The 21,905-nt window shown below is 60.3% G+C and carries 14 protein-coding genes and 1 pseudogene; 6 read left to right on the forward strand and 9 right to left on the reverse strand.

Annotated features, from left to right (window positions below):
• Positions 1 to 186: 186 nt before the first annotated feature.
• Together G7Y51_RS05015 and G7Y51_RS05020 are read left to right on the forward strand one after the other, a co-directional pair.
• A complete protein-coding gene (locus G7Y51_RS05015) occupies positions 187 to 894 on the forward strand; it encodes an IS1 family transposase (protein ID WP_165175280.1) in 708 nt (235 codons plus the stop codon).
• A 254-nt stretch (positions 895 to 1,148) separates the two neighbouring features.
• On the forward strand, positions 1,149 to 1,592 hold the full coding sequence (locus tag G7Y51_RS05020) for a helix-turn-helix domain-containing protein (RefSeq protein ID WP_165175281.1): 444 nt from the start codon (positions 1,149 to 1,151) through the stop codon (positions 1,590 to 1,592).
• Between the two features lie 806 nt (positions 1,593 to 2,398).
• On the opposite strand, the gene G7Y51_RS05025 is transcribed toward G7Y51_RS05020, so the two are convergent.
• Both G7Y51_RS05025 and G7Y51_RS05030 read right to left on the reverse strand, forming a co-directional pair.
• Positions 2,399 to 2,806 (reverse strand): PaaI family thioesterase, encoded by a 408-nt coding sequence (locus G7Y51_RS05025; protein ID WP_165175282.1) that lies wholly within the window; start codon positions 2,804 to 2,806, stop codon positions 2,399 to 2,401.
• Between the two features lie 277 nt (positions 2,807 to 3,083).
• Positions 3,084 to 4,031 carry a TIM44-like domain-containing protein gene (locus G7Y51_RS05030; protein ID WP_165175283.1) on the reverse strand — a complete coding sequence of 316 codons (948 nt, stop codon included), beginning with the start codon at positions 4,029 to 4,031 and terminating at the stop codon, positions 3,084 to 3,086.
• Positions 4,032 to 4,537: 506 nt separating this feature from the next.
• On the opposite strand from G7Y51_RS05030, the gene G7Y51_RS05035 reads away from it, so the two are divergent.
• On the forward strand, positions 4,538 to 5,209 hold the full coding sequence (locus G7Y51_RS05035; RefSeq protein WP_165175284.1) for an NAD(P)H-dependent oxidoreductase: 672 nt from the start codon (positions 4,538 to 4,540) through the stop codon (positions 5,207 to 5,209).
• Positions 5,210 to 5,524: 315 nt separating this feature from the next.
• On the opposite strand, the gene G7Y51_RS05040 is transcribed toward G7Y51_RS05035, so the two are convergent.
• From G7Y51_RS05040 to G7Y51_RS05055, 4 genes are all read right to left on the reverse strand, one after another.
• On the reverse strand, positions 5,525 to 6,628 hold the full coding sequence (locus G7Y51_RS05040) for a DUF4198 domain-containing protein (protein WP_165175285.1): 1,104 nt from the start codon (positions 6,626 to 6,628) through the stop codon (positions 5,525 to 5,527).
• Between the two features lie 460 nt (positions 6,629 to 7,088).
• On the reverse strand, positions 7,089 to 7,961 hold the full coding sequence (locus G7Y51_RS05045) for a ComF family protein (RefSeq protein WP_241160139.1): 873 nt from the start codon (positions 7,959 to 7,961) through the stop codon (positions 7,089 to 7,091).
• A gap of 83 nt (positions 7,962 to 8,044) precedes the next feature.
• Positions 8,045 to 8,686, reverse strand: coding sequence for an NAD(P)H-dependent oxidoreductase (locus G7Y51_RS05050; protein ID WP_165175286.1), 642 nt, complete (start codon positions 8,684 to 8,686; stop codon positions 8,045 to 8,047).
• On the reverse strand, positions 8,683 to 9,309 hold the full coding sequence (locus tag G7Y51_RS05055; RefSeq protein WP_165175287.1) for an MBL fold metallo-hydrolase: 627 nt from the start codon (positions 9,307 to 9,309) through the stop codon (positions 8,683 to 8,685). Before G7Y51_RS05055 ends, G7Y51_RS05050 begins: the two co-directional genes overlap by 4 nt.
• Before the next feature lie 233 nt (positions 9,310 to 9,542).
• Between G7Y51_RS05055 and G7Y51_RS05060 the strand changes: the two genes are divergently transcribed.
• Positions 9,543 to 12,149, forward strand: a complete 2,607-nt coding sequence (locus tag G7Y51_RS05060) for a tetratricopeptide repeat protein (RefSeq protein ID WP_165175288.1) — start codon at positions 9,543 to 9,545, stop codon at positions 12,147 to 12,149.
• Positions 12,150 to 12,375: 226 nt separating this feature from the next.
• Here the strand turns inward: G7Y51_RS05060 and G7Y51_RS05070 are convergent.
• The 3 genes and pseudogenes from G7Y51_RS05070 to G7Y51_RS05080 form a co-directional block, all read right to left on the reverse strand.
• Positions 12,376 to 12,852, reverse strand: a pseudogene (locus G7Y51_RS05070) (C-terminal helicase domain-containing protein).
• A gap of 106 nt (positions 12,853 to 12,958) precedes the next feature.
• Positions 12,959 to 13,888, reverse strand: a complete 930-nt coding sequence (locus G7Y51_RS05075; RefSeq protein ID WP_165175290.1) for a restriction endonuclease — start codon at positions 13,886 to 13,888, stop codon at positions 12,959 to 12,961.
• Positions 13,889 to 14,338: 450 nt separating this feature from the next.
• Positions 14,339 to 17,596 (reverse strand): DEAD/DEAH box helicase, encoded by a 3,258-nt coding sequence (locus G7Y51_RS05080; protein WP_165175291.1) that lies wholly within the window; start codon positions 17,594 to 17,596, stop codon positions 14,339 to 14,341.
• Positions 17,597 to 17,723: 127 nt separating this feature from the next.
• Here G7Y51_RS05080 and G7Y51_RS05085 point away from each other — a divergent pair, with 127 nt between their 5' ends.
• Positions 17,724 to 19,418, forward strand: coding sequence for a peptide-binding protein (locus G7Y51_RS05085; protein ID WP_165175292.1), 1,695 nt, complete (start codon positions 17,724 to 17,726; stop codon positions 19,416 to 19,418).
• Positions 19,419 to 19,559: 141 nt separating this feature from the next.
• Positions 19,560 to 21,725, forward strand: coding sequence for a bifunctional (p)ppGpp synthetase/guanosine-3',5'-bis(diphosphate) 3'-pyrophosphohydrolase (locus tag G7Y51_RS05090; RefSeq protein ID WP_165175293.1), 2,166 nt, complete (start codon positions 19,560 to 19,562; stop codon positions 21,723 to 21,725).
• Positions 21,726 to 21,905 lie beyond the last annotated feature (180 nt).

A 21,905-nucleotide genomic window follows, 5' to 3' on the forward strand; every position in this document is an offset into this window, starting at 1 on the left:
CAGCGTCACTGGTTTGCCAGATTCCGCCGAAAGTCGGTCGTTGTTTCACGAAGTCTGCACATGGTTGACTTGACGATGGCTCTTTTTGCCAGGTTTCATGTGAATGGAACTCTGGATGACATTAAAATATTGAGAGTATTAACAATATGATGTAAATGTGTTATATCCCTCCAAACGGAGGAGCCCATGGAAGCAAAGCCCGACTGCCCCAAGTGCCATGCCAGCACGGTATATCGAAGCGGAAAGATTCTGGGAAAACAAAGGTATCGCTGCAAGAATTGTGGATTTCAATTTACTCGCACCACTCCACGCGGCCGCCCGGCAAGTGAAAAAGCCCTTGCCGTCACGCTTTATACCATGGGTCTGTCCCTGTCCGCCATTGCCCGAATTTTTCATGTTTCACCCCCCGCTGTTTTACGTTGGGTACGAAATTTTGCGGAACGTGTTTATGAAAAGCCTGAACCTGGTGAGCCCATCATTGTTGAGCTTGATGAAATGTGGCATTTTCTAAAGTCAAAAAAAAACAAACGTTGGCTCTGGAAAGCCTATTGTCGTGATACCGGTCAACTCATCGACTGGGAATGTGGAGGGCGTGATCAGGCTACCCTCCACAGATTGATGGAGCGATTGAAAAAGTGGAAAGTCTGGTTTTACTGTACGGACAAGTGGAAGGTTTATCCTCTGGAGATAGCCGAAAACGATCTGCTTCAGGGGAAAAGTGGCACAGTCCGCATAGAAAGGAACAATTGTCGCCAGCGTCACTGGTTTGCCAGATTCCGCCGAAAGTCGGTCGTTGTTTCACGAAGTCTGCACATGGTTGACTTGACGATGGCTCTTTTTGCCAGGTTTCATGTGAATGGAACTCTGGATGACATTAAAACATTATTTAGTTAATACTATCAAAAATACAAACAGTCATGCCGCCCTTTCGGCATGAGGTTTTCCCGGCCGGGACCGCAATCAGCGCATTGCTTTTCTACGGTGAGGCCTATAAGTTCTTGTTTCGCAGAGTGAACGAGGCTAACAGTCCTTTTAGGTTAATTTTCTGTTTGAATCAAGCAAAAAAAGCAGAAAAATGTTTTATTTTTTAGCTTGAGCAGAAAAGAAGCCTTTTGACTGGATATTCCTTTTTGCGCAAACAGGACACCATGACCACTCTCGGTTCACGCATCAAAATGGCTCGCGGCAAGGAATCACAGGAAAAATTCGCCGCCAGGCTCGAGATCAGCAAGGGCGCTCTGGGCTTTTATGAGCGGGACGAAAATCTGCCCAAATCCGACGTTATTCTTAAAATCTGCTCCTTCACAGGCGCTTCGCTTGACTGGCTGCTGACCGGCGCGGAATCCGCCTCCCGAGAACCGGCGCGCAAGCTCGCCCCGTGCCCGACCCCTGCGAATCAGGCGGAACAGACCGCGGCCGCCGCTCCGCAAGCGAGCAGGGAGTGTTCCTGCCCGCAGTGCGCGGAGCTGAAAAAACGCCTGACGGCTCTTGAGGAGGAATGGCGGGAATTGTGCGCTGAAAACAGAGGCTTGTGGAAAAAGGTTTGCCTGCTGCTGGAAGGAATTGCCGGTCCGCGAGAGCGGCAGCCGTAGCCTCCAGGGGCGGGCGATTGCTGCCGTAAGGCTCGTCGCACTCGCCAAGGGCAACGGCCGCCGTGCATTGGCCTGGAGGAGAAAACGCCTTGGGAAGAGCCGAGATTGAGCTTGGGGGATTGTCTCCCGATCATTTTGTGCGCTCTGCTGAGCGCGGCTGCCTGCGCCTGTTTTTCTTACTGCGGCCGCAAGCAGAGCGGGGGGCGTCTGGCCTTAGAGAATATTGCTTTTAAAACGCTCGCTCCGGCGCTTAACGGCGAAAGTAAATTTCGCCTGCGCCTATCTCTGCTGTCGTCATCCGTAAGGCGGCACAGCCGCCAACGGCTGACGCGCGCGGCGGGCATGGCTTCGCCCTGCCAGAGCGTTTAGCTAATTTCATTAGCAAAAACGCTCTATATGTGGCCGGAGCGGCAGGCGTTTGCCTGGGCTGCCTGATCGTTTTTCTCGCGCCGGGCAATGCGCCTGCGCCCTTCCCAACCGGCTCACGTCTGTTTTTTTTCTGGCTTGCGCAGGCGGCGCGCCTGTTTTTCATAGAGCGGTTTGCTGTTGAAAACGGCAACCGCTCTGGCGGCCGCGGGAGCGGACGCCCGCGCCGGCGGTAGCCGTTAGCAAGCTTTGCTTGCTTGCGCCAGCCGTTGGCGAGTCTGCGAGCCTTACGGATGGCGACAGCGGTTTCGTTGAATGTTTTTTGTGGTAACTCATTGCTGTCTCCATCCGTAGCTTCCTTCGTCGCAACGGCTGAAGCCTGGACGCGAAATGATGGCGGCGAAGTGATTGAAAATAGATATGTTCAATCAAAAAATGCTCTAATGAGGGCTGACCTTGGGCAACGGCACATCCGTAAGAAAGCCCGATGACATGCACTTGGCCACCAGGGCGCCGGAACCGTCAAACACTTCCACGTCATACGTCAGAATATGCTGGCCCGCGCGCACGACCCTGGCCTCGGCCGTGAGCGGGCTCACTTTGCCGGGCCGCAGAAATTCTATGGTGGTGGACAGGCTGACCACGCCGGTTTCCGAGCCTGCGTTGGCTGCCGCGCCGAAGGCTACATCGGCCAGGGAGAAGATGGCTCCGCCGTGGGCCATGCCCATGCCGTTTTTGTGGTTTTCGGTGATCGGCATGGTCACTTTGGCGTAGCCCCTGCTCGCGCTTTCTATGTTCATTTGCAGATGGCGCACCAACTTGTCGTGCTTTGCGACGTAGTTTTCCATATTTTGCTCCGGAATTCTCCGCAAAAACGGGCCAAAAGCCTGAGCTTTCAGCCCGCGTCAAAGGTTGGAAAAAAGGCCTGTAAAAAGACTGCCGCCGGCCTTCTCATCCGGAAAAGCAGCGGAGAAAAGAACCGGAGCAACGCAGAACGCGGGCCGGAGAACGCTTGCTGCGCACGCCGTGCGCCGTTGCCTCTGTCCCGGTCTGCCTTGAAAAGCGGGCATGCCATGCTGCGGGAATCTTGCCCCGCTGCTGCCCGCTGCCCGCCGAATGCGCGCGTCACTCCACCTGCTGAATGCCGTCCAGCTTCCAGGTACCGCCGGAGGACGGACGCAGAAAATGCCAGATCTCGCGCACAGTGGACGGAGCGTCTTGATCCGGGCTTTCACGCAGCAGCACGTCAAAAAAGACTTCAGCCCGCTGTTGATCGCCTTCGCTTTCCACGCCGAGCAATTGGGCATTGACCAGAAGGATTTCCGTTGTGCTCGGATTCGGCTCTGCGGCCAGTTGCTCGCGCACGGCCTCCAGCACCGCCGGAGTGGCGAACTGCGCAATATCGTCAAGATCGCGCTTGTCCCATGAGCTTTGCAGGCGGTTATAAGCCATTTTTGCGCCGCGCAGAAATTCGTCGGCGTCAAAGTCCGGGGGAATATTCACGCCGGAATCGGCCGCAAAGCTCTGCGGCCCGCTGGACGTGGCGTCACGGCTTTTGTCGCGCAGAACATCCCAGCCCGTTGTCTGATCGCGACGCAGAGGCGCCTGATCCTGCGCATCGTCCCGCAGCTCGTCCATCTGGGGCGAAACGCCGCGTGCACCGGCAGGCGCCGGGGTCCGGCTGCTGCGGAAGCGTGCAAAGAGTTTGAGCCCCAGAAAGACCAGCAGGCCGATCAGAATGATATCCATCAGGCCGCCGCCCGAGAAGCCGTTGCCGGAGAGCAGCGAACCGAGCAGTGTGCCTGCCAGCAGGCCGCCGAACAAGCCGCCCATGCCGCCGAACAGACCGGCACGCGGCGCTGCGGCCTGGGCCTGATTCATGGGCTGGCGTTGCGCGTTGGGCGTCTGCTGGCGCATGGTCGGCGCGGGCGCGGGGCGGCTCATGAAGGGCTTGCCGCCGAAGGAACGGCCCCCTCCCATGCGGGCGGCCTCAACCTCTCCGGGGGTGAAGAGAGTCAGGCTCACCGCCCCGAAAAGCAGGAGTACAATAGTCAAAAGAGCGCTTAGTTTCATGGAAAACTCCCTATACCGGGGGTGAATAAAAATATGCGCGGGCACGTTTGTCCACGCATACTGAAAATACTATAATGTTTTGCAGGGAAAAAGCAAGGCCGCTCGCGGGTGGAGGGATTCATTTTTCGAGTGAAATTCCTTTCTCAACCATGTAAAATTACAATGAATTTTTTACGAAAATCATCTTAAAGGTGAATCCCTCCGCGGGCGAGGTCGCGGCAGGCGCGGCGCGGGCCTCTGTCATAGCGGCACTGCGAACGCATTGCCCCATGCTGCGGGCTTTAGAGCGTTTTAAAAGCACTATGCTCTAAAGAAACGGAGTGCGGCTTTTGCAAGACTCCATGCCGATATAATCATATTTATGAATATATTTTTTCAGATGCGTCTGCCAGGGGCTGGTGAAACTTTTCGCTTTTCTCAGCGCTTTGGATGCGGTACAAAAAAGTTCCGGCACTGTGCCTCACCGGGCAGTGCCCTAACATAGGATGCACAAAGGAGCATTTTCCATGTCTTCCATACCCGATATGCTGATGCGCGCCTGGCGTTTTCGCCATGCCTGCAAGAAGTTTGATCCCCATAAAAAAATCAGCGATGCCGACTTTCAGACCATTTTGGAAGGAGGCCGCCTTTCTCCCAGTTCTTTCGGCTTTGAACCCTGGCAATTTCTGGTGGTCCAGAATCCCGGCCTGCGCGAAAAAATCCGCGCCGTGAGCTGGGGCGCGCAGCAGCAACTGCCCACAGCCAGCCACGTTATCGTCATTCTGGCATGCAAGCCCCATGAAATGCAGCCGGATTCGCCCTACATCCAGCAAACCATCATGCGCGAGACGCAGGCTCTGCCGGAGGATGTCGCCGAAGCCCGCACGGAAAAGTATCGCGAGTTTCTGGAAAAGGATTTTGCCCTGGCGGGCAATGAGCGGGCCGGATTTGAATGGGTCGCGCGCCAGTGCTACATCGCCTTGGGCAACATGATGACCGCGGCTGCGCTCCTGGGCATTGATTCCTGCCCCATCGAAGGTTTTCGCAAAGCGGATCTCGAAGCAGTGCTCAGCCGCGAGGATCTGCTGGACGATGCCCGCTGGGGCGTGGCCTGCATGCTGGCCTTCGGCTACCGCGCAAAGGAGCCCCGGCCCAAAACGCGCCGCCCGGAAGAGGCCGTAGTCCGCTGGGTACAGTAGAGCATTTTCACTTTGAAAATGCTCTGCTGACGCGAAAGCGGCAGCCGCCGCAACGCGGCGTACATTCAGGCGAAAACCGCGTTTTTCGCCTGAATGCCACCTTTGACTTTCATAAAAAGTCAAAGGTAATCTGCTCTAGGTCGGCCCTTCCTCAGGGCAGTTTCCCTTTGAAGCTGCCCTGCTGTCGCGAAAGCGGCCGCCGCTGTCTGTACGCCCTTACGGGCTACAGCTAGCGCGCCCGTCCTTCGTTGCGCTCCGAGCCGTGCTTTGCGCACATGGGGCAGCACGGCTGCGGCATTGCCGCAGCCGCGCTGCTCAGCGTTTGCCGGTTTCCGCAGCGGGACTATCCACATAGAGCCAGAACAGCGCGCCCAGTTCCAGGGGTTTGGCCTGGCCGTCCGGCCCGCGCAAGGGATCGCCGGGCGCAACGGCCATGCAGCACCACCAGCCCGCCTGATTGAGCACAAAAGAGAACTGCCCCGCGCTGTCGGTGCGGGCTTCCAACTGCTCATGCCAGGGCGTGGGCGCGTTGCTTTTGTCCGTGTTGATCCGCGCCATGCGCACGGACGTCCCGGGCAATGGCTGCCCGTTGAGCAGAGCCCGGCCCGAAAAGAGCGCAGGCGCCGTGAGCCCGAAAGGCCGGGTAAAAGGCTGAATTTCAAAGTGCTGGCCCACCGGCAGATGCCACCCCCGCTCCACGCCATAGACGGGCAGCGTCGTCTTGACATAGTGCTGCACGAAGCGATCCCGGGCCGCGTCCCACCAGGGCCGGGCCTCAATGATGAATTGGTAGAGGCCGGGGCTGGTCAGGGCCACATTGGCCCCCCAGGCTTTTTGATCGAGATAGCGGATTTCTTCCACATCGCCCAGCAGGTCGCGCCGCTCCGGCTGCAATACGCCGTCTTTGGCGGGAGTAGCGTCGTCATAGCGCAGCACGCTGAAAAGCTGCGGCATGTCCATGCCCAGACCCTGATGCTGGAAAGGGCGCATCATGGTGATCAAAACATCCACTTCCTCGGCAATGGCGGGTTGTCCGGGCCTCTTTGCGGGCTGTTGCGCCGCGCCGGGCGCGGGGCTTGTGGCGTTTTTGTCGATGACTCCGGGCGCGGGCGGCGTGGCGGGCCGGGCCAGGGTTGGAAGAACAGCCCGGGCGGGATTTTGTTCCGAAGCCTGTTTTTTCTGCTCTTCCCTGGTTTTGGCCGGGGGATCGGGTCTTTCCGTCCTGGCCGGAGCCTCAATGCCGGGCTGGCTCGGCACGAGCAGAGTGACCTGCGCCCGGACGCCGGGCGCGGGCAACAGGCAGCAGAGAGCCAGCAGCAGTGCCGCCGCGCCTGTCTGCCGCGTCGGAGTACGGCCGGCCGGTTCATGTGCAATATGCCCCAAGAAAAGACGAAAACGCGAAAAACAGGCGCGTGACATGAAGGCTCCCGGCAAAATCTGGTGATACGCCACGCCGGTGCTGTGATACCGGGCGTGAAAACAGCACAGTAAAAAAGGCGGTTTTTGTTGCGCGCCGCCCTTGACAGCGTGCGCCTCTGTGGACGGGGCGCATGTCATTTGCCACAACACTGGAGGCATGGTGCAAACCCGCGCGAGGCAGCCGGGATAGCTGCCTGCCGCGGACGGGCGGCGTTCGATTCCGGAAGGGAAAGCCGCGCCCGGAGGAACATAACAAAAGGGGCAGGGCTTGTCATGCGCGGCCTGCGGCGAGTTTTCGCCGGAAAGATTTTTCTTTTTTAAAAATCAGTATGTTAAAGGTGTAAAGCCCGGCAAGTACGGCGGAATTGAAAATGCAGAGTATTTCTTTACTTCGCTCCCACGAGGCCTGCGGCTTTGTCTCCGCGCAGGGGACGCCGCTGCCGCCCGAGAAGGCAACTGCTCAGAAATATCGCGGCGTTCGGGCCGCGAAAAGGACGCTCACTTCTTTCGCGCCTGCCTGGCGCAGAGCCAGAACGGCCGCAGCAAGCGTGCTGCCCGTGGTCATCACGTCGTCGATGAGCCAGATTCGCAGGCCTTCGGCCTTGCGCGAGGCCTGAAAGCTGCGTCGCACATTGCGGCCCCGCTCCGCAGCCGAAAGTCCGGCCTGAGGCGCGCCCTGAATCGAGCGGCGCAGGAGATCCGGGCGCAACGGCAGGTCTGTGAGGTTGCGCAGGGCCTTGGCCAGCTCATGGGCCTGATTGAAGCCGCGACGGCGCAGGTGGGCCGGATGCTGGGGCATGGCCGTGAGCGCGTCGGGCCGGGGCAGGCAGCGCGCCGCTTCAAGCAGACAGGCTCCGAGCAGCGCGGCCAGCGAGAGTTCGCCGCCGAATTTCAGCCGCAAAAGCGCGTCGCGCAATGCGCCCTGGTAAAGACCGTAATAGGCCAGACCGTCCCAGGGCGGAGTCTGGCTCAGGCAGCGGCCGCAAGGAATATGGGCGGTGCGGGTGCGCGGGCCCGCAAGTCCGGCTTCGGCCCGGCTCCAGGCCAGGGGCACGCCGCAACGCGGGCAACGCGGCCCTGTGTACGGAGCAAAAAGCAGGCAGCATTCGGGGCAGAGCGGCGCAAGAAGACCGGCCGGTCCGTTCAGAGGAAGGGCCGGGGGAGTGCCCTGCGGATTTTCGGCAGGACTGAAGGGCCGCAGGCAGTGAGAACAACGCGTCTGGGCCAGCCCCAGAACATGCAGGGCATCCCGCGCCGCGCATGCCCTGGAAGCGGCGCGCAGCAGCAGGCCCCGGCGCTTTTGTTCCGGGCGGATGCCTTGACCCCGGCCCAAAAAACAAGCCGACGCGGCAGGCAAAAATTTCTTGCACAGCCAGTGGCCCAGGCTTGAGGTCCAAATCCGCGGTTTGCAGGGCATCATGGGTTTGCGTCAACGGGTTGGGCCGCGAGGCGGCGGCCCCAGTCGCGTCCCCAGGCGATCAGATCGTTACGCACGGCCGGGCGCCGGTAAATGTCGGCCGGTTTTTCCAGGCCGCGTAACAGCCGGGTTTCACATATGCCCGCGTCCAGAGGGGCCAGAAAATACTTGAGTGTGAGCAGGGAGCCTGAAAACAACTGATTGCCCCGAGGCCTGCCCGCCACCAGCCCCACAAGCACGGGCTTGATGGGCGGCTGGGGCAGAGCGGCGCAGGCTTTGCGGGTATGCGCCCGCGCGGCCCAGAAGCGCTGGCCGCGGTCGATAAGAGCCTTGAACCGGGCCGGGAGGGCGTAAAAATAGATGGGCGATGCCAGCAGCACCAGGGGGGCGGCTGTCAGAAGAGCGAAAAGTTCTTCGGCCTGATCCTGCGCTCCGGTCCCGGTCGCGCGCGAGAGAATGCACATGTGCGGGGGGTCGGCGCAGGCGCCGCAGCCGATGCAGGGCGCGACAGGGTAGTCACGCAACGGCACCAGCCGGATGTCTGCCCCGGCTTCGGCCGCGCCCTCGGCAAAAAGCCGGGCCAGAGTGTCGGAAACGCCTTCGGGCCTGGGGCTGCAGAGCAGCGCTACCGGTTGGGTCATGCCCTGAACTCGCCGCAAAAGGGATTGTTTTTGCGCTCGTCGCCAATGGTGGTGGCAGGGCCGTGGCCCGGGTAAACCACGGTTTCGGGCGGCAGAGCAAAGAGCGCGTCGTTGATGGAACGCAGCAGCGTGGCGTGATCGCCGCCGGGAAAGTCCGTGCGGCCCATGGAGCGGTAAAAGAGCGCATCGCCGGTAAAGACCAGGCTTTCAGCCGGAAAATACAGGGAGACGCCGCCCGGCGTATGCCCCGGCGTTTCCAGCACCCGGCAGCCCATGCCGCCGAAGCTGGTCTCGCCCGTGGGCATGGGCAGGCTTTCAAAGGGCGTCACCTGCGGGAAACCCCAGATGCCGCCTCGGCCCGATTCGGTCTCGGCCAGGCTGTCGTCACCCGCGGGCGCGTACACCGGGGCCCTGGTGGCCGCGGCCAGCTCGGCAACGCCGTACAGATGATCAAAATGCCTGTGGGTCAGGCAAATCGCAGTCAGAGAGAGCCGGTATTCGGCAAGGTAGTCCAGCATGGGGGCGGGCTGGCCGCCCACATCCACGGCCACGGCCCGGTTGTCTGCATGGATAAGATAGCTGTTGGTCTGTAGCGGGCCAAGGGGAAAAGTGGCTACGGGCATGGTTGTTTCCTCTGCACTGTAAGTGATGGCAAGTGATGGCCGGAGTCTGTCGCCTGTGGAAAAGCGGCGCGTTTCAAAGAAAATCTGCTCCGGCGCGCGGATTTTATACCAGGCGCTGTGCAGGAGCAAGCAGGCGACGGGTGGGGCGCAGGGGAGGCGCATAAGATGCGGCAGCCCCGGGGTACTGAGGACTGAGTCTGGACAATTGGCCGCCGCCTTACTACACTGAAGAGATGAACCGGACAGCACAGCATCTTGAGCTTGAGCGCGGCGATCTCATGGAGATGGAAGGGCTTTTGCGCCAAAGCCTTGCCGCTTTTTTTACCTTCAGCGGGCATGCGCTGTATTTCCCCACCCGGAATGCGCCGGATGCGCCTCTGCTTTTGCCGCATGAGCGCCGTCTTCTGCTGCCGTTGATCTGGGGCGGGCGCCTGCTGGGAGTATTCATGCTGCACGGCGTTCGCGCGCGTGAAATCAGGCCCTTGCTCGCCTCATTGCCCGCCATTGCCGGGCTTTGCCTGGAAAATCTGGCCCGGGCCAAAGCCTGCCGCACGGATGCGGTCACCGGCCTGGTCACGGAAGAAGCGCTGTTTGCACGCATGGAGGACGAAGCGGCGCGCGTGCGGGCCCATCTGGACGATCCCGCCCGGCCGGACGACAGGCCCGCGCCTTTGCACAGGCTCTGCATGGGCCTTGTGCTGCTGCGGCTGCGCAATGGGGAGGAAATCACGCGGCAGGCGGGTTTTGCCTTTGCCCGGGACTTTCTGGGCGCGCTGGCGGCCGCCTGCCGCACGGATCTGCCCTCGGATGTGCTGGCCGCGCGCGCCGGACGCCATGAGCTGGCTCTTTTGCTTTCGGCCAGCGGGCGCGGCGCCTGCCACAAGCTGGCCCGCGCGGCCCTGGCCCGCATGGAGGCCGTAAGCCTGCCCGGGCCCTTGACCCGCCGCCCCGTGCGCCCTTTGCTCTGTGCCGGGCACGCGCTCTATCCGCAGGATATGCAGGGCCCGGAGCTGGTGCTGCCCATGTTCGAGCAGGCCCGCCAGCTTATGGCCAGAGCGCGGCTGGCGGCGGATGTGGCGGGCCAGGCGGCCGGAAGCGGAGCGGCCGCGGGCGGGGAAAGCCGCATCATGCCCTTTGCCCGTATTCTTCAGGATGGCGGTCTGGTTCTGGAAAGTCTGCCCCTTGGCCGCCTGCGTATCAGCCTGGGCCGGCAGGCCAAGGCCCGCGAGGGCTTGCGCTTTGCGGTCTGGGCAGCCGGAAGCGGCACAGGGGCTCGCTACAAGGGCGAAATCGTACTGCTGCATGTCCGGGAATCTGACTCCATAGCCGAAATCCTGCATCTGGCCGATGCGGCGTTCTTGCCTGGGCCGGGCGACAGTCTGGCGCTTTTGGACGAGCTTCCGGTTCTGGAATCAGCGGATCTTGAAGACGCGGAGATCAGCACGGCAGCCGGGCCGAACGCCTGGCAGAAGTCTGGGGCCGCCGCCGAGGCAGCCGGGTCGGACAGGCTGGAAAAGGCCGGGCCTGTTGCAACGTCCGCCCCAATCGCGCGGAATGGGGGCTTGAAGCCGCTTGCGGTTTCCGGGGGCAAGCCTGGCGAGGCCGTTGCCGCGGCCGCGCCGCAGCCCGATGCGCACAGAGATGGCGCGCCGGAGCCCGGGCATGGCGATTTTTACGGCCACGGCGGCTTTCTCAAGCGTTTCGCGCGCCAGAGGGAGCAGTGCGCCCGCTTTGTGCTGGCTATTGTGCGCCTGACTCCGGCATCCGAACGCGCCAAACAGGATCCGGCAGAGGATAGTGCGCGGGCAGCAGCCTTGTGGCGCGCTCTCTTTCCGGCCCCGGCCGCCGAAGAAGCAGCGCCAGGCGGCAATGCCTTTGGCGGATGTTACGGCAGCAACAGCCTGATTTTTTTCCACCCCCGCGCCAACGGGCAGGAACTCTTGCCCGCCTACGCGCGGCTGTGCGAGGGCCTGAAAAAGGAGGGCCTTTGCGCGGCGGCCGGGCTGGCCGGCTATCCTTTCCTCCAGTTTCGCAAGGCTGAAATGCAGGACTGCGCGCTCAAGGCCCTGGAGTATGCGCTCCTGCTGCCGGAGCCCAGGGTCGGGATCTGCAATTCCCTGGCCCTGAACATCAGCGCGGATCGGCGGTACAGCCTGGGCGACGTGTTCGGCGCGGTAGAAGAGTACAAGCTGGCTCTGCTGGCCGATAAAGGGAATGTCATGGCCTGGAATTCTCTGGGCGTCTGCATGGCTGCTCTGGGGCGTCGGCATGAGGCGCGCCGGCATTTTCTCGAGGCTCTCAAGCACTGCCCCACGGATGCGGGCACCGAGCAGATTTATTACAATCTGGGCACGGTCTGTCACGGGCTGGGCGAACGGCGGGCGGCGGCCCGCTACTACCGTCGTTGCGTCGAACGCGCGCCCGAGCATCTTTTCGCGCATATCCGGCTGGGCCAGCTCTATGAACAAGCGGGCCGCCGCCGCGAGGCGCGCGCCTGTTACGAGCGGGCGGCAGGCATTGAAGATGCCCGTCCCGACGGCCCGAGCCTTGCCCGGCGGCATCTGGCCCGGGTGGCCGTTCGCCAGCGCCGGGGAGGCGAGGCCCGCGAGTTGCTGCACGAGGCTTTGCTGCGCAATCCCAATGACGCGGCGGCCATGTTGCTCCTGGCCAAGTTGTATCTGGACGGCAATGAAGATCCGGCCATGGCCGAGTTGCTGGCCCGCAAAAGCGCCGGATTGCATGAGCAGCCCGAAGCCTGGCAGACCTTGGCCCGCGCCCTGCGCGCCCTGAAGAGGGAAGAGGAGGCGCGTCTGGCCGAGGCCCGCGCCGTGCTGTCCTGAGGGGGCAGGCCTCTTTAGAGCAGATTACCTTTGACTTTTTATGAAAGTCAAAGGTGGCATTCAGGCGAAAAAACGCGGTTTTCGCCTGAATGTACGCCGCGTTGCGGCGGCTGCCGCTTTCGCGTCAGCAGAGCATTTTCAAAGAGAAAATGCTCTAGAGCCAGGCGCGGGCGAAATTTCCTTGCGCCGTTGAGCGCCGGAGCGAGCGTTTCAAAAGCGATATGCTCTAAACATCAAACAGCATTTCCAGATCTTCCCGGGTCAATGACTTCCAGGTGTCCTGGCCCGGGATGATCGCCTCGGCCACGCCGCGTTTGGCTTCCTGCAGCTTGAGGATTTTTTCCTCAACCGTGTTCTGGCAGATCAGCTTGTAGGAAAAAACCTGACGGGTCTGGCCGATGCGGTGGGTGCGGTCCGTGGCCTAGCTTTCCACAGCCGGGTTCCACCACGGATCATAATGGATCACATAATCGGCTGAGGTCAGGTTCAGGCCCGTGCCCCCGGCCTTGAGCGAGATCAGGAAAATGGGAATCTCCGGGGTATTGTTGAAGCGATCCACCTGTTCGAAGCGATCCTTGCTGGCCCCGTCCAGGTAGCAGAAGGGCACCTGGGAAAATTCCAGCCACTGTTTGCGGATTATGGCGTTGACCGAAACATCCTCTTCGGCAGAGCGGTATATTAGGAATTGGAAGCTCTCATTCATCGGCACTCCTCGCGGGGCTATGTACTGTATAGAGTATAGACCCCCTATACCACGCTTCGGCCATAACCGAACCGCCTCTGCCGCAGACCATACCTTTTTATTTTATTCATTCTCCCAAATTTTCAAAAAAATCCTCGTCCACACGTTTCAGCTCCAGCTTTCTCTCCCCCCTGACGCCGATGCCATGTTGCACCATAATCTCAGCCAATTCATCACCAGCAATCAGACGCAAGTGCTTATGGCTGCGCTCTGCATATTCCTTTGCCGCCCTGGTATAACGGCTTGTGGTCACAAATACCCCTTTTAATATGCCGTGCGCATCCATGGCACCCGCGAACTCGCGGATTTTGTCGGGTCCTATGGCAGAATCCGGACTGTACCTTTTTGCCTGAAGATAGATTTTGTCCAGGCCCAGCACATCCTCGGTGATGACGCCATCTATGGCCCCATCACCGGTTCCCCCTGTTCTTTTCCCAGAGCCGCCCTCGCCGTAACCAAGCCCCAACATCAGCTTGACGATCAACTGCTCAAACTGCGTATCATTCAAAGCCTGGACTCGTTCCTTAATATCGGATTGCAAGGCGGCATTGTAATCCTTGAATGCCCCCTCGATACGTTCTTCCGGGGTATCTTCCTCCGCCTCACGAGGCTGGCCGATGGGCACCACATTTTCGCCTTCGGCGGGAGTGTCGCTTCCCTCTCTGAACTGGCGAAAGTTTTCTGAGTGGGCTTTTAAAAAATGTATGTCTATGCGGGGAGGATTCTCGGCAAGAACCTGTCGCCCGGCATCTGTGATGCCATATACGCCACGGGATTCTCGCTTCAATAAGCCTGCCTTGACAAGATACTGAAAGTCCCATTGCACTCTGTTGGCAAGCCGGCTCTGCCTGCCACTCGGTAACATTTCGCGCCTGTCATTATCGGACAGGCCAAATTCAGCGGAAACGTGGGCAACCGCTTCTGCTGTATTCACAGGCCTGCTGGCCGCCACGCGGAGAACCGGTAGCATGAGGGTTTGAAAATCGGGAATAGCCATAACTGATGCCACCTCATCATTCATTTTTAGGCTTACCTATGAGGGGGAAAATGGCCCGCGCTCACGGGCGGCAATATAGCTCATGCGAACAGAATGGCAAACGACGCGAACCCCTGACAAGAGGGGCTGCCCTTGAGGATCGCTGCTCGCGGAACACGGCTTTTGCGACCTGGGACGCGGCCCAATACGTTCCTTTTTTCGCTCTTTGCCGTCCATGACGGTCAACCTTTCGGAAATCCCGAAGAGTTCAAAAGCTGTCGCCTCTTCCCCCTATTTTATCTGCCAATGAGCGGGCCTACAAATACTCAAAGGCATCGCGCATAAACCGAATTTCGGAGGGAGGCGCTTTGACGTGGGTGGCTTCCTGCCTCCAATGCGAGACCGCCTCGCGGATTTCGGTAAGGCGCTTCTGTGCCTCGTTCTTGCGGAAGCGGAAAAACTCGGCTGCTTCTAAACATCAAACAGCATTTCCAGATCTTCGCGGGTCAATGACTTCCAGGTGTCCTGGCCTGGGATGATCGCTTCGGCCACGCCGCGCTTGGCTTCCTGCAGTTTGAGGATTTTTTCCTCAACCGTGTTCTGGCAGATCAGTTTGTAGGAAAAAACCTGGCGGGTCTGGCCGATGCGGTGGGTGCGGTCCGTGGCCTGACTCTCCACAGCCGGGTTCCACCACGGATCATAATGGATCACATAATCGGCCGAGGTCAGGTTCAGGCCCGTGCCCCCGGCCTTGAGCGAGATCAGGAAAATGGGAATCTCCGGGGTATTGTTGAAGCGATCCACCTGCTCGAAGCGATCCTTGCTGGCCCCGTCCAGGTAGCAGAAGGGCACCTGGGAAAATTCCAGCCACTGCTTGATGATCTGCAGCATCTGCACGAACTGGGAAAAGACCAGCACCTTGTGCCCGCCCTCCACGATCTCCATGATCATGTCCTTGAAAGCGTCGAACTTGCCTGAGGGCAGATTGTTGGAAAAGCCCGGCAGATCCAGCTTCAGCAGGCGGGGATGGCAGCAGATCTGGCGCAGTTTGAGCAGGGCGTCCAGAATGGACATCTGGCTCTTGGCCAGGCCTTTCTGGTCCACGTCAGCCAGCACCTGGGCGCGCAGCTTGCGGGCCAGGGCCGCGTAGAGCTCGGCCTGAGCTTCTTCCAGAGCGCAGCAGGTGACGCTTTCCACCTTGGGCGGCAGATCCTTGGCCACTTCGGCCTTGGTGCGGCGCAGGATAAAGGGCCGCACGCGGGTGCGCAGATAGTCCAGGGTTTCGGCGTCGCCGTCCTTGATGGGTTTGACGATGCCGCGCTGGAAAGCGTGCTGGGAGCCCAGAAAGCCGGGCATCAGGAACTCGAACAGGCTCCAGAGCTCAAAGAGATTGTTCTCAATGGGCGTGCCTGAGAGGCAGAGCCGCATGCGGGAGTTGATCCGGCGCACGGCCCGGGCCGTGATGGTATTGGGATTTTTGATGTTCTGGGCTTCGTCCAGAATCACGGTGTTGAACTCGTATTTCTCCATCTCCTCCAGATCCCGCCGCAGCAGAGCATAGGTGGTGATGACCAGATCCGAGCCCGCAATGTGTTTGAACATGCCCTCGCGCCGCGTGCCGTAGATGGTCAGGCGCTTCAGGCCGGGCACAAATTTTTCGGCCTCGCGCTCCCAGTTGGGCAGCACCGAGGTGGGCACCACAATCAGATTGGGGCCCTCATAGCGGCGCTCCACCATGTATTGAATGAAGGCCAGGGTCTGCACGGTCTTGCCCAGGCCCATTTCATCGGCCAGGATGCCGCCGAAACCGTATTCCGAAAGAAAATTAAGGTAGGAAAGCCCTTGCGTCTGATACGCGCGCAGGTTGGCATGCAGTCCCTGCGGCGGGGCAATGGGCCGCACCTCGCGGAAGGAGCGGATTTTTTCGCGCAGGTTGTTCCAGAAGGAATCCGTGGCCGCGCCGGGCAAATCTTCCAGCAGGCTGTCCAGTACCGGGGCCTCGAACTGCTTGAATTTCTGCTGGGGGGGCTTGCTCGGATCCAGGCCCAGGGCCGTGAGCTTGTGCGAGAGCTTTTCCAGCCAGGCTTCGGGCAGGCTGGTATACGAGCCGTCCTTGAGCTGCACATACCGTTTGCCGCGGCTCCAGGCCTTCCAGATTTTTTCCAGGGGCAGGGACTGGCCCTCGTAATCCACGCTGATGTCCAGGGAGAACCATTTTTCCTTTTCGTTGCTGGTCACCTGCGCCGTGATCGTGGATTTGGCGGCGCGCATTTTGTAGCGCGAGAGGGCCCGCTCGCCGTAAACCCGGTAGTTTTCCACCAGTTTGGGATAGGAGTCGAGCAGAAAGGCTATGGCCTCCTCCGGCTCCAGAAACCAGAGCTTGCTGGAACGGGACTGGAAGTCCATGCCTGAGAGATCGTTCATGAGCTGGGCTTCTTCATCCTGATGGCGGCGCACGAGGTAGGTCTGGCCTTCATAGGTGTAGCTGCCTGTCTGGAAATCCGGGTTGGGCCCGTTGAGGGTGAATTCCCCGTGTCGCGTCTCGTAGATATTGTCGATCTCCAGGGTCAGCAGGCTGCCTTCCTCGTCCAGAAAGAGTTTGGGATTATAGGTGGCGGGCTGAAAGACCGGCTCCATGAGCTTGAGAAATTCCTGCGGCTCGTACAGCTCCGAGGCGGGCAGGCGGGTCCAGACGCGATCCAGAAATTCCGAGATTTCCTCATGCGGCACCACGGGTTTTTCGTAGATCAGGTTGCGCACCAGGGAGGGGTACAAGCCGGTCTGCACCGGGTAGAAATTATGCTGGTAGCAGACCCAGAGCGGCATCTGGCCGTGAAAGGTGATGGGAGCGTCTTCCGGGTTGGCCTGTTCGTCGTTGTGGGTGTTGGCGGCATTGCCCGCGCGGATGGGCAGGGGCGGGCGGCCCTCGCGCTTGAGCAGCACCTCGAAGCTGAAGCCCGCGTCGTCCAGCCTGGGCTTGAGCTTGAGTGCAAAGGGCGCGCTTTCGATGCGGCAGGGTTTGTCCGTGTCTTTCCAGAGCAGATAGTATTCCTTGCGCACGGACCAGAAAAACCAGGAGGTCAGGCCGTCGGGAATTTCCACCCTGTGCCCGTAGTAGTCGAGATGCTGGCCGATCTGGCGGGCCACATGCGGCAACTGCGGCGAGAACTCGCACCAGTCCGGGTTATGGATGATCTGCTCCAGGCTTACTTCCGTGTGCACCGTGGACAGGCCGGATTTGTTCTGGCGGCCCCGGAAAAAGGAGACCAGCAGCCGCCCCTGTTCGGGCGCGAAACGAAAAATCAGATAGTGGCGGCCGGGCTCTGGCTCCATGTCCGTGGAGAAAAAGTTACGGAAGCTCTGCTTCCAGTCCGTGACGGGCAAGGGCATTTCTTCCGGGTCGCCCTGTTCCTTGCGCAATTCTTCCACCAGGCGCAGGGCCAGGGCCGCCACATGGCGGCAGATGCCGCTGAAGGCGTCCGAGCAGTTGCACTGGTGGCGCGTGCTGCGATCCGTGATGGTAAAGCTCAGGCTTGGCGTATAGACCTGAAGGTCTTCTCCCTGGATCACTCCCTGCACGTCCCAGGTTTCGCCTTCCTGGATATTTATTTTTTGCGCCCCGCCCTCGGACAGGATATAGTAGGCCGCGTCGCGGATATATTCCGGCACGGCGTCGTGCAGGAAGGTCTGGCACATTTCGCGGACGACGCTCTGTTCTGATCGGCTCATGGCTTCCCCGGATAAAGCCCCGCTCCGGGCGACATGCCCGGAAAATCCCAGTTCTGGGGCGCTGTTATGAGATTAGAGATAAATAGCACAGGTTCCGGGACGATAGCAATAACAAGCGCGCAAAGGCATGAAAAAAATATTTTCGAGTTATTTTATCAACTTTTTGATGGCAGGGGCGATCCTGAGTTTTTGCCCGGCGCGCGCCCTGGCCGCGCCCCAGGACGCGGCAGGCGCGGCGGTTCCGGTGGAAAGCGCGCCGGGCGACGCGGCGTCTGTTTTTTTGAAAGACAGCCCGGCGTACGGGGACAGAATCCTTTTCGGCAGCATCGGCGAGGCTTCCAACCTGATACCCTATCTGACTTCGGACTCGGCCTCGCATGAGGTGGCGGATCTGCTCTATGTGGCCCCATTGCGTTACAATAAGGATTTGCAGCCCGAACCCTGGGCCGCGGAGTCCTACAGCATTGAGGACCAGGGCCGGCTGATGCGCTTTACCCTGCGCAAGGGCATTTTATGGGAGGACGGGCAGGAGCTCACCGCCGAGGATGTGGCCTTCACCTATAAGCTCGTCACGGACCCGGCCACAGGCAGCCCCTATGCCGAGGATTTTTTGCGGATCAAGGAATTCCGCGTGCTGGATCGCTACCGCTTTGAGGCGCGCTACGAGCAGTTTTTCGCCAGGGCCGTGTCCTCCTGGATGAGCCCCATCCTGCCCAGGCATATTCTGGAAGGGCAGAACATCCGGCATACGCCCTTTGCCCGCAAACCCGTGGGCGCCGGGCCCTACCGGCTCAAATCCTGGGAGCCGGGCAGCCGGATCACGCTCACCGCCTCGCCCACCTATTTTGGCGGCAGGCCCTGCATCAGCGAGGCGGTCTACAGGATTATCCCCGACGGGGCCACCATGTTCATGGAAACCCGGGCCGGACGTCTGGATGTCATGGATCTGAGCCCCCTGCAGTATTTGCGCCAGACCTCCGGGCCCCGCTGGGAAGAGCAGTTTCACAAATACCGCTACCTGGCCTCGGTCTATGTATTTCTGGGCTTTAACCTGGAGCATCCCTTTTTCAGGGATGTGCGGGTGCGCCGGGCCATCTCCCAGGCCATCAACCGCGACGACATCGTCAAGGGCGTGCTGCTCGGGCAGGGCGTGCCGGCTTTCGGCCCGTACAAGCCGGGTTCCTGGGTCTATCACCCCACGCTCAGGCCGGTTGCGCAGAATAGTGCCGCGGCCCGCGCCCTGCTGGCTGAAGCCGGCTTTCGGGATACGGACGGCGACGGCCTGCTGGATCGGGACGGCAAAGCTCTGGCCTTCACCATTCTGACCAATCAGGGCAACGAGCAGCGTATTCTGACCGCCACGGTGATCCAGAGCCAGCTCAGGGACGTGGGCATTGACGTGCGTATCCGTACCGTGGAGTGGGCGGCCTTTATCCGCGAGTTCGTGAACAAGAGGCGTTTTGACGCCGTGATTCTGGGCTGGACCATTCCCCAGGACCCGGATATTTTTCAGATCTGGCACTCTTCCCAGGCCCATGACGGGGGCCTGAACTTTACCCGCTACAAAAATCCCGAACTGGATCGCCTGCTGGAAGAAGCGCGTTCCACGCCGGATCAGGCGGCGCGCGCGCCCCTGTATGCCCGCATTCAGGAAATCCTGGCCGCGGATCAGCCCTATTGCTTTTTGTTCGTGCCCTATGCCCTGCCTGTGGTGCAGCGCCGTTTCATGGGCATCAAACCGGCCCTGGCCGGGATTATGTACAATTTTGAGAAGTGGTGGGTGCCCAGGGCTTTGCAGCGCTTTGAGATAACGGAGCAATGATGCAGCCGGGCTCTCCCGCCAGGGTCAGCCCCGGCCGGCAGCTTTGGCGTCTCCTTTCCGCCGTTGACAAGCCTGCTCTTGTCGGAACATAGTCAAAAAAATGTTTTCTTCCGAGTCCCTATCTCCGGCAGGGTTGATCCGATGATCCGCATTCAAGAAATTCTCGACAAGGTGGCGGCCAGCAATCCCGACGCGGATCTGGAGCTGATCCGGCGGGCCTATGTGTTTGCCGCCACAGCTCACGCCGGGCAGACGCGTCTCTCCGGCGAGCCCTATCTTTCGCATCCTCTGGCCGTGGCCGACACCCTGGCCGAAATGGGTTTTGACGAGCCCACCGTGGTCGCGGGCCTGCTGCACGACACAGTGGAAGACACCAGGGTCACCATTGAGGAAATCGACGAGAATTTCGGCGAGGAAGCCGCGGACATTGTGGACGGGGTCACCAAGATCAGTATGATCCCCTTTGAAAACAAGGAGGAGGCCCAGGCCGAGAATATCCGCAAGATGATCCTGGCCATGAGCCACGATATGCGCGTGCTGATGGTCAAGCTGGCCGATCGCCTGCATAATATGCGCACCCTGGATTTTCAGAAGACGCACAAGCAGAAGCGCATCGCCCGGGAAACCATGGATATTTACGCGCCCCTGGCCAACCGTCTGGGCCTGTACCGCCTGAAGCGCGACCTGGAGGATCTGAGCTTCAAATACCTGCGGCCGGATGTCTTTAACCAGATAGATCACTGGCTGGACAACCATCAGGTGGTGGAAAAACAGATCATCGGCAAAGTGGTGGGGCTCATTGAGGATCTGCTGGCCTCCAACGGCATCAAAGGGCAGGTCTACGGCCGGATCAAGCACAAATACAGCATTTACAAGAAGATGCAGTCTCAATCCCTGAGCCTGGACGAAATGCACGACATCATGGCCTTTCGCGTGCTGGTCAAGGACATCAGGGACTGCTATGCGGTTCTGGGTCTGGTCCATTCCCAGTGGCGGCCGGTGCACGGGCGTTTCAAGGATTATATTTCCATGCCCAAGGCCAACGGCTACCAGAGCCTGCACACCACGGTCATCGGGCCTGAGGGCGAGCGCATCGAAATCCAGATCCGCACCGAAGAGATGCACCGCCAGGCCGAGCACGGCGTGGCCGCGCACTGGCTCTACAAGGAAAAAGGCCGGGTCAACAGCAAGGATCTGGAACAGTTTTCCTGGTTGCGCGAAATTTTCGAGCGCCAGAGCGAGGAGGCGGACTCGCGCGAGTTCATGCACTCGCTGAAAATGGATCTCTTCAAGGACGAGGTCTATGTCTACACCCCGGCCGGAGACGTCAAGGAACTGCCTGAAGGGGCCACGCCCCTGGATTTTGCCTTTCTGATTCACACCAAGGTGGGCCAGCACTGCGCCGGAGCCAAGATCAACGACCGCCTGATGCCCCTGAGCACGGAGCTGAAAAACGGCGACGTCGTGGAAATCGTCACCGACCCCTCGCGCAATCCCAACCGGGACTGGCTCAAGCTCGTCAAAACCGCCAGGGCGCGCAGCCGCATCCAACGCTATCTGCGCACCGAGGAACGCGCTCACGCCGTTACGCTCGGCCGCGACATGCTGGACAAAGAAGGCCGCAAGGTCAGCATCAACGTGGGCAAGGCCCTCAAGGAGGGGCACCTGGCCCTGGTGGCCCAGGATCTGAATTTCGAGAGCGTGGATGATCTTATCGCGGCTGTGGGCTATGCCCACCTGACGCCGCGCAGGGTTCTGAACCGCCTGTACGCTGTGCTGCATCCCGATGAACCCGCTCCGGCCGCTCCCGCCGCGCCCAGCGTCAAGGAAAGCAAGGAAGAAGCTGTCCGCAAAACCGAGGGCGTGGGCATTTCCGGCGTGGACGGCGTGCTGATGCGCTTTGCCAAATGCTGCAACCCGGTGCCGGGCGATCCGATCATCGGCTATATCAGCCGGGGCATGGGCGTCAGCGTGCATTGCGCGGACTGCCCCAACGTGGCCAATATGGAGCCTGAGCGGCTGATTTCCGTGCATTGGGACGGCGCGGAGGAAAAGCCCTACGAGGCGGGCATCTTCATCATCGCCAAAAATGAGCATGGCGTGCTGGCCGAAGTGGCCCAGGTGCTGGGCACGAACGGCGTCAACATTACCGGCCTGAACATGGAAACCCTGGTGAACGGCCGCGCCCGGCTGCGCTTTACCGTGGAAGTGCGCGACACCACGCAGTTGTACCAGCTTATTGAGGCCATCCGCGCTCTGCCGCCTATTCTGGAAGTGGTGCGCGACACCGAGGACGTTGAAAATTGATTGTTTTCCCGGATACCATTTTGAGAGCGTTTAGCCAGAGCGTTTAGCTCATTTCATGAGCAAAACGCTCTGGCGGCCGCGGGAGCGGACGCCCGCGCCGAATGAGCGTCCAGACCGCGTTGCGGTAGCCGTTAGCAAGCTTTGCTTGCTTACGGATAGCGACAGCGGTTGCGTTGGCTG

Origin of the sequence: Desulfovibrio sp. ZJ369 (assembly GCF_011039085.1) — a bacterium.
Lineage (GTDB): Bacteria > Desulfobacterota > Desulfovibrionia > Desulfovibrionales > Desulfovibrionaceae > Desulfovibrio.

What these genes read in the sequence shown, in the direction of transcription:
- G7Y51_RS05085 (WP_165175292.1), top strand. Translation starts at nt 17,724, where the DNA reads ATGAAAAAAATATTTTCGAGTTATTTTATCAACTTTTTGATGGCAGGG.
- G7Y51_RS05015 (WP_165175280.1), top strand. Translation starts at nt 187, where the DNA reads ATGGAAGCAAAGCCCGACTGCCCCAAGTGCCATGCCAGCACGGTATAT.
- G7Y51_RS05025 (WP_165175282.1), bottom strand. Translation starts at nt 2,806, where the DNA reads ATGGAAAACTACGTCGCAAAGCACGACAAGTTGGTGCGCCATCTGCAA.
- G7Y51_RS05030 (WP_165175283.1), bottom strand. Translation starts at nt 4,031, where the DNA reads ATGAAACTAAGCGCTCTTTTGACTATTGTACTCCTGCTTTTCGGGGCG.
- G7Y51_RS05090 (WP_165175293.1), top strand. Translation starts at nt 19,560, where the DNA reads ATGATCCGCATTCAAGAAATTCTCGACAAGGTGGCGGCCAGCAATCCC.
- G7Y51_RS05055 (WP_165175287.1), bottom strand. Translation starts at nt 9,309, where the DNA reads ATGCCCGTAGCCACTTTTCCCCTTGGCCCGCTACAGACCAACAGCTAT.
- G7Y51_RS05040 (WP_165175285.1), bottom strand. Translation starts at nt 6,628, where the DNA reads ATGTCACGCGCCTGTTTTTCGCGTTTTCGTCTTTTCTTGGGGCATATT.
- G7Y51_RS05075 (WP_165175290.1), bottom strand. Translation starts at nt 13,888, where the DNA reads ATGGCTATTCCCGATTTTCAAACCCTCATGCTACCGGTTCTCCGCGTG.
- G7Y51_RS05080 (WP_165175291.1), bottom strand. Translation starts at nt 17,596, where the DNA reads ATGAGCCGATCAGAACAGAGCGTCGTCCGCGAAATGTGCCAGACCTTC.
- G7Y51_RS05060 (WP_165175288.1), top strand. Translation starts at nt 9,543, where the DNA reads ATGAACCGGACAGCACAGCATCTTGAGCTTGAGCGCGGCGATCTCATG.
- G7Y51_RS05035 (WP_165175284.1), top strand. Translation starts at nt 4,538, where the DNA reads ATGTCTTCCATACCCGATATGCTGATGCGCGCCTGGCGTTTTCGCCAT.
- G7Y51_RS05050 (WP_165175286.1), bottom strand. Translation starts at nt 8,686, where the DNA reads ATGACCCAACCGGTAGCGCTGCTCTGCAGCCCCAGGCCCGAAGGCGTT.
- G7Y51_RS05020 (WP_165175281.1), top strand. Translation starts at nt 1,149, where the DNA reads ATGACCACTCTCGGTTCACGCATCAAAATGGCTCGCGGCAAGGAATCA.